6 protein-coding genes and 3 tRNA genes are annotated in these 7,446 nt (G+C 42.7%); all 9 read left to right on the top strand.

What is annotated here, in order from left to right:
• Positions 1–125: 125 nt before the first annotated feature.
• The 9 genes from JXR81_06970 (at position 126) to JXR81_06930 (ending at position 7,446) form a co-directional block, all read left to right on the top strand.
• Positions 126–1,292: an MFS transporter gene (locus JXR81_06970; GenBank protein MBN2754592.1), complete on the top strand. Its 1,167-nt coding sequence runs from the start codon at positions 126–128 to the stop codon at positions 1,290–1,292.
• On the top strand, positions 1,289–1,753 hold the full coding sequence (locus tag JXR81_06965; protein ID MBN2754591.1) for a nucleoside deaminase: 465 nt from the start codon (positions 1,289–1,291) through the stop codon (positions 1,751–1,753). The genes JXR81_06970 and JXR81_06965 overlap by 4 nt, the downstream gene beginning before the upstream one ends.
• Positions 1,754–1,756: 3 nt before the next feature.
• A tRNA-Ser gene (locus tag JXR81_06960) sits at positions 1,757–1,846 on the top strand.
• Between the two features lie 206 nt (positions 1,847–2,052).
• Positions 2,053–2,128: transfer RNA gene (locus JXR81_06955), tRNA-Ala, on the top strand.
• A 50-nt stretch (positions 2,129–2,178) separates the two neighbouring features.
• A tRNA-Ser gene (locus JXR81_06950) sits at positions 2,179–2,266 on the top strand.
• Positions 2,267–2,347: 81 nt separating this feature from the next.
• Positions 2,348–2,812, top strand: a complete 465-nt coding sequence (locus JXR81_06945; GenBank protein ID MBN2754590.1) for a hypothetical protein — start codon at positions 2,348–2,350, stop codon at positions 2,810–2,812.
• Positions 2,813–3,026: 214 nt separating this feature from the next.
• Positions 3,027–4,499 (top strand): cardiolipin synthase, encoded by a 1,473-nt coding sequence (gene cls, locus JXR81_06940; protein ID MBN2754589.1) that lies wholly within the window; start codon positions 3,027–3,029, stop codon positions 4,497–4,499.
• 604 nt (positions 4,500–5,103) lie between these two features.
• Positions 5,104–5,742 carry a Crp/Fnr family transcriptional regulator gene (locus tag JXR81_06935; GenBank protein MBN2754588.1) on the top strand — a complete coding sequence of 213 codons (639 nt, stop codon included), beginning with the start codon at positions 5,104–5,106 and terminating at the stop codon, positions 5,740–5,742.
• Positions 5,743–5,769: 27 nt separating this feature from the next.
• A complete protein-coding gene (locus tag JXR81_06930) occupies positions 5,770–7,446 on the top strand; it encodes a hypothetical protein (protein MBN2754587.1) in 1,677 nt (558 codons plus the stop codon).

Genomic DNA, 7,446 nt, shown 5'->3' with positions numbered 1-7,446 from the left:
TGTCCCTACGAGAGAAAGTGCAAAGACAAGAATGTGTTTTAGAAGTGTTGTAAGATTTTGTAGGGACAGCGCTCCTGCGCTGTCCGATCTTAAAAAAATGAAATGTATGCGTAAAAAGGAAATTTATGAAAAAACTTGAATCCAATATCCCAAAAATGTATGTCTTAAGATTTTTCTTAAGCTTCTGGCTTATAGTGCCGGTTATGGTACCGTTTTATAAAGAATGCGGCCTGTCTTCGGTGCAGGTACTTGTGGTGCAGGCCATTTTCAGCATAGCAATGCTTTTGTTTGAAATTCCAACCGGATATTTTGCTGATGCTTTTGGCAGAAGAAAAGCCATCATTGCGGCGTCTTTTTTATTACCTGCGGGGCTCTTGGTATATTCACTTACTTCAAGTTTTCTTATGTTTTGCCTTGCGGAAATTTTTATAGCAGCGGCTTTTGTCCTGCGTTCCGGCACGGACTCTGCTGTTGTATATGACACCCTTTTTAAGCTTAGCAGGGAAAAAGAGTATATGAAGATAGACGGCAGGGCGGGGTTATCAGAAAGGGTGGGGGATGCCCTTGCGTCCGTACTTGGCGGTTTATTATCCGTAGTATCGCTGCGTTTTCCATTTATAGTCAATATTTTCACTTCGGCATCCATGATACCTGTGGCGTTTTCAATAAAGGAGCCAAATGGTATTTCGCCGGGAAAGAAAAATCATGTTGCGGAATTAAAAAGGGCGGTAAAGTACAGCCTTACACACCCGGAAGTCCGCGCGCTTTCACTGCTTTTTGCTGTTGTGTTTGGTATCAGTGTTGTCGGAATATGGACTTATTTCTTTTTTTACAGGAAACATGATATATCCATAATGTGGTTTGGAATACTTCACGCTGTTTTTGGCCTTGCAAGCGGGCTTGGTTCTTTTGTGGCGCATAAACTTGAAAAAAACGCAGGCAAAAAAGCATCCTTATATTTTTTAATATTTCCCGGCATATCATTCCTTGTTTTGGCTTACGCAAATCTGATAACATCATTGCCTTTTATAATGGCAAACGGATTCTTTTTGGGATTCGGAATCACAATAATTATTACGTATATAAATGACCTGACAGAAAGTTCAATCCGCGCCACTGTGTTATCGGTTGCGGGCATGGCAAAAGGGCTGCTGTTCTCGCTGATGGCTGTGGTTACTGGATACGTTATGGATTTATATACCCTTGGATGCGCCCACCTTTTTCTTGGGATTTCGTATATAATAATGTATACGTTTGCCATACTTGAACTTCACAGAAGGAAGGTTATATGAAACACCATGAATATTATATGAAAGAAGCGCTGAAAGAAGCGGCAAAAGCGGCAAAAAAAGACGAAGTGCCTGTTGGTGCTGTTATAGTGTCGGACGGCAAAATAATCGCACGCGGGCATAATCTAATAAGGTCTAAAAAAGACCCATCTGCCCACGCTGAAATGATTGCGATAAAAAAAGCGGCAAAAAAAATGGACAACGAAAGGTTGAACGGGTGTGTCTTGTATGTTAATATAGAGCCTTGTTGCATGTGTGCGGGAGCAATACTCCTGGCAAGATTGCACTCCGTAGTATATGCCGCAAAAGAGCCTAAAACAGGTGCTTGTGGAAGTGTTCATGACGTTTTAAACAACCCTAAAAGTAATCATAGGGTTACAATTGTAAACGGCATTATGGAAAATGAAAGCGCGGATTTATTAAGATCTTTTTTTAAAAAAAAGAGAGAATTACGTAAACAATGAAGCGGAGAGGTGGCAGAGCGGTTGAACGCGCCTGATTCGAAATCAGGTGTCCTCGCAAGGGGATCGGGGGTTCAAATCCCTCCCTCTCCGCCAAAAGATATAATAAGAAAGGGATTTGAATGACGTATGCCGCATTCTGTGAATGAAAAGCGAAACGGAGTGAGCGTCAGGCATACGGCGGGGTCGAAGAGGAGTAGTAGCAACGAGGTGACCAAATCCCTCCCTCTCCGCCAAAACATGTAATTAAACTTGATAATAGCTTTATAATATGATAATTTGTGAAAGCAATAAATATCAGTGGGGCAGTAGCTCAGCTGGGAGAGCGCGGCGTTCGCAACGCCGAGGCCGGCGGTTCGATCCCGCTCTGCTCCACCAATGAAATAATATAGCCCCAAAAAGGGCTTTTTTTATTAGGAATTATGTACGGAGAGATGTCCGAGCGGTTGAAGGAGCACGCCTGGAAAGCGTGTAGGCTGAAAGGTCTCGTGGGTTCGAACCCCACTCTCTCCGCCATTTTTTTTTGTGAACCCTTACGACGAGAGTTGTGTTTAATTTTGACTTGAGTAGAAGGGGGGGCGAACTCAGAGGTGTAAATTGAAGAAATATCTCTTAATCCCGTTTTTATTGTTTGTAGTTGTCGGAGTCATTTTATTCTTGAAACAAACAACACATTGGCCAGTGGACAAGCTTTCTGATCTGCAAAGACGGATTAACTCGCAAGTGAATGCCACAAACAAAACAGGTCAGGATAGCAAGATCTCTTTTGCAGTTAGTGAATCGAACGTAGTTTTGATTATTAGCCCTCCATATGCCAAGATTTCCGATATCGGTAAGGATATTTTAAATCCTGTTTTGTTTGGTGAGTTGCAGTCTTTTGTGGATTCTCAGGAAACAGGTCATTTGTTTTATGTTAAGAATGGACAACTTATTGATCATCGCTTGCTCTCCGGCCTTGTCGAGCCGATTTTAGGAATGAGTATGCGAAAGGATACGGTTTTTTTAATAAGCCGTAAATCGACATCAGGTCGACCTGTTAGGATTGAAATTCTAAATCAGTAAGGTTTGTTAAAAATCGGTTCGCCTAAGGCGATAAGCCAACATATACTTTTTTTGCGGTAGATCTTTATAAGTAATGGGATTTTAGGTGGTTGTAGGGTTTGATTTCTGTACATGACTACCTGACATTTTTTTGGGGAGCGAAAATCTGAATTCTATCTTTTATAAATACAATTCTTCTGTTATCATATAGATATAAATCAAAAGGCGGGGAGTTATGACGGAATTACTGGACAGGCTTCATATATCTGTATTGCTGCTGGCGGAACTGGCGTTAATCTTTCTTTTGGTTATTTCAGCGTGGGCGGTTATTCACGTTATTATGTATAAGCGTGATTCGCGGTCTGCCGCGTCGTGGCTTGCTGTTATTATCCTTTCACCGCTTGTAGGCGCCATATTATATTATCTTTTCGGGGTAAACAGAATTCAAAGAAAGGCCAGCAGATTAAAGAGAGATGAATTTTTTTTAAGCTGGCTGAAACCGGAACTTGGCGATACGGAATACATCCGTAAAAGGATATCATACGCGCTTCCCAGAAAGATGCCGCATAATATCCTTGATTTGATAAGAAGCGGGGATGCGGTTCTTGCCGCGCCGTTGGTGCCGGGAAACTGCGTGACTGTCCTGGAGAATGAAGCTGCTTTTGCCGCCATGCTTCGCGGTATAAGGCGCGCCAAAAAGACTATAACCCTGCAGACGTATATTTTTGACAATGACGCAATCGGACGGCTTTTTGCGGCCGCGCTGGCAGATGCGGTTGAAAGGGGCGTGGCGGTAAGGGTGCTGATAGATAATGTCGGCGCGCATTATTCAAAACCCACGATAGAGAATTTACTGAAAGAAAAGGGCATCCCGCATGCTTTTTTCATGAAAGCCAATATGCCCATAAGCTTTCTGTTTTATAATTTAAGGTCGCACAGGAAAATAATGGTGGTGGACGGGCAGGAAGCATATATCGGCGGCGCAAATATAAGAGAGCAGATAGGGGCGGACGGAAAAGTAAAACTTAAAGATATTCATTTTATGTTCAGGGGCCCGATAGCTTCAGAATTTCAGAAAGTGTTCGCTGAAGACTGGGAATTTACCACCCGCGAACAGCTTAGGGGAAAAGGGTGGGTTTCGTCGGTAAAAAGAAAAGGAAATGTTCATGTAAGGCCTGTTCCGGGCGGGCCTGACCGTAATCTGGAAAAAAATATGTGGGTTATGATGAACGCCATAGCAAACGCAAGAAAAAGCATTCACATTCAGACGCCTTATTTTATTCCCGACCCGCAGGTAATAAGCGCGCTGTCGCTTGCCGCTCTGCAGGGGATTGAAGTCAAGATACTTGTGCCGCATAAAGGCAATTTAAAGTATGTGCAGTGGGCTATGGACGGAACGCTGTGGCGCGTCATAGAAAAAGGGTGCCGCGTATACAGGTATGACGGGGTGTTTGACCATTCAAAGATAATGACTGTGGACGGGCTCTGGTCGTATGTGGGATCGTCCAACTGGGACGCAAGAAGCATGAGGCTTAACTTTGAAATTGACGCGGAATGTTATGATAAGGAGCTGGCGCGTGAACTGGATAAAATTTTCCTGCGCAAAGTGGCAGCCGCGCATGAACTGACCCTTATTAAATCAAGGTCCGGCCCGTTTATGAAAAGGTTCAGAAATAATATTGCCAGGCTGTTCAGCCCGTACTTATAAGACTGGATGCTTGGAAGGTTGGATGCTTGGACGCTTGGTTAAAGCAAAACTGCGAAACTAAAATACCCGAACTAAAGCGAATTTATGAGCACAAGCAAGCGGGTAAAGGCCTGCAGCTAAGTTTAAGGATGCACGAAGGATCGGAAGTAAAAATAAACATATAATACAACTACCGCGGGCTAAAGACCCGCATCTACCACTTCGTAAATTCAAAAACCAAAACAGGGGTTGGGTGTGTTTTTTCAGTGCATGCCGCATAAGTTTAGTATTTATACAGCAGGAGGAGTTTAATGCCACGACGGCAAATTCGGATGTGAGCAAACCTGCGATTGCCTATGACTTTAACCATCTGTAGATTTCAAGTTTATCCGGATACAAGATTACCAATTTGCGGCGTGTACTGAAAAAATATACCCAATCCCTGTAAAACCGAAGATCAGATGGTCAAATGGTTAGAGAGCCGTAAGTGTTAGCCAAGCATACAACCATCTAACCTTCCAAGCATCATCATGATTTCCCTGTCTTCCATTGACACCCCCGTCTTTTTTATAGTAAAATACTGTAAATATAAGAGTAAAATCAGTCAGGAATTCAGGAGGTTATTATGTCAAATGAAGATGATATATTAGGGCGTTATGGAAGGCAGTTTGCCGCGGGTGAATATATATTTAAGGAAGGCGCTGTAGGCGAAGAAATGTTTATTATCCATACAGGCTCGGTTAAAATAACAAAAAAAACTGATGACGGCGAAAAGACGCTTGTCACGCTTGGTGCGGGTGATTTTTTCGGTGAAATGGCTGTAATAGATAAGGATGTACGTTCGGCGTCCGCGATTGCGGCATCAGACACGGTATGCATAGCTTTAAATGAAGAACTTTTCGAACAGCAGATGCAGAGGAACGCGAAAATAGTAAAAAAGATTTTAAAGAATATGAGCGCCAGAATTCGTTCCATGAACGAACAGCTTAAAAACCTTACCACCAAGGATTTCAATATGCGCGTGGTAAATACCCTTTTAATGCACGTTTCCAAAAGCGGCGATAACTCGGTTACATCCCTCAATTCGCTTGTAACAGAAACAGCCATGGATGAAAATAAGCCCAAGCTGCTGGAAATACTTGGCGCCATGGAAAAAGCAAAAGTTATAGAAATTAACGGCGACAGTATAGTGGTAAGCAGCGCTGAAAATATCGGCAAGTACAAACAGTATCTTGAAATGAAAAAAGCTTTCGGAGAAATATAATTTCTGACGGCATACGGGGATATAAGATTGCCTAAAAAAATCGTTTATGCGGCCGCGGCCGTAATTGCTGTTGTTTTATATGTATTTTTTGCGGATTATCTTTTATCACTTTCGCTTAAGGCTGTAAGCGCCGCCGCCGGAAACGAAATAAATGAAAAGGTTATTTTCATTAAAGGTAACTTTAACGCGGAATCTTCCGCGGCTTTTATCAAAAAAACAGGGGAACTTAAAAATTCCGTCACTTTGTTTATGCCGGATATTTTTTCCAGAACGCCGGGGGATTTTATGGCCGGTGAAGACTTTAACGGCCTTGAAAACGCGCAGAAGAAATATCAGGATTTTTCTTTTCTTGTGGCGGAAGCGGAAGGTTTTGTGCCGGTTGTTTATAACAGCTACGGCGAAACAGGCGAGGATATTTCACAATATGTTTATTTCAGCGGGGCAAAGTATAAAGGCAGCCCGCGTTTATTTTCGGCAGGCAAAATAGAAAACAAAAGGCTGTGGCTTTCTTCCAGAAATGCAGGTTTTTTCAGCGGATTTAAATATACACCTTTTAAAATACCCGCTTTATATTCGGTTAAAGGCGGCATAATAATATCCGCGCCCGCGGAAGCGTTAAGAAAATATTATAAGCTTCCCAGAAGCAGGATAGGTATTGAAGACGGAAAGTTAAAAATAGGGGATATCACGGGGGCTGCCCTTAATTCAACGGGCGAAATGGCTGTGCCTGTTTATGCCGGCAAACCGGAAGTTATGGGCCCGGATAAATTCATAGCAATGGACGTGGAGGAAGCGGACAACAGGATAATAATAGTTTCTGACAGTGATTCCGATGTATATTCAATGCAGGCGGCAGGGGCTGCCGTTTCTATGATGCTTGACAGGGGAAAGATAACTTTTGACAGGGTAATTAACTATATAGCCGCCGCGCTTATTATGCTGCTGGCGGCAGGCGCTTATTTCAAATTCGGAATAGGGGCGGGATTTCCGCTCTTTGTTTTTATACAGTTTGCTTCTGCTGCCGCTTTTTACTGGCTTTATGTTTCCGGTATTTATGGCGACTATCCCGCGGTCTCTTTCGGCAATATAATGGCCTTTGTGCTTATTTATGGATATAAAGCCGGCAGTAAGAAAAGGGAAATGGAAAAAAGAAAAAGTTTTTTGCGGCAGGCTATGCCTGAAGGCGCCGCGGAGCGGTTTGTAAAAAGGAACAGCGATATTAAATTAAGAAACACCTGGCTGAAAGCGGATGTGGTTTATTTTATTTTTGGCCTGTCGCATGATGACCCCGCTGATTTAAAAAAGGATTTTCAGTTTATACAGAAAATACTGCACAATAACTTTAAGGACGTACTTACAAGCGCTTCAGGAAGCGGGGAACTTACTGCAGTTATTTTTGGGGAAGCGGACAGAAAAAAGGTAGTTGAAATTCTGGGAACGGTAAGGGATGAGATAAAATCAGGTGATTTTAATATTCTTATTAACACAACTGAAGTTTATGTGTTTGACAGGGGCGGGGAGCTGGCTTTTCTGGAAAAAGATGCTGATATCAGAAGAAAGGCTTATATTCTGCCCTTAAAAAAATATATGCTTGTGGCGGAAAAAGAGATACAACAGTACGTTAATATAACAAAGTTTCAGCAGATACCGGGTTACGAAAATTCAAAGTTTTTTAACCTGGCGGGGCTGCGCGGGGAGGCGTGA

The organism is Candidatus Goldiibacteriota bacterium (assembly GCA_016937715.1).
Lineage (GTDB): Bacteria > Oederibacteriota > PGYV01 > PGYV01 > PGYV01 > PGYV01.
This window is presented reverse-complemented; position numbering and strand designations above follow the sequence as displayed.

What these genes read in the sequence shown, in the direction of transcription:
- JXR81_06965 (MBN2754591.1), top strand. Translation starts at nt 1,289, where the DNA reads ATGAAACACCATGAATATTATATGAAAGAAGCGCTGAAAGAAGCGGCA.
- JXR81_06935 (MBN2754588.1), top strand. Translation starts at nt 5,104, where the DNA reads ATGTCAAATGAAGATGATATATTAGGGCGTTATGGAAGGCAGTTTGCC.
- JXR81_06970 (MBN2754592.1), top strand. Translation starts at nt 126, where the DNA reads ATGAAAAAACTTGAATCCAATATCCCAAAAATGTATGTCTTAAGATTT.
- cls (MBN2754589.1), top strand. Translation starts at nt 3,027, where the DNA reads ATGACGGAATTACTGGACAGGCTTCATATATCTGTATTGCTGCTGGCG.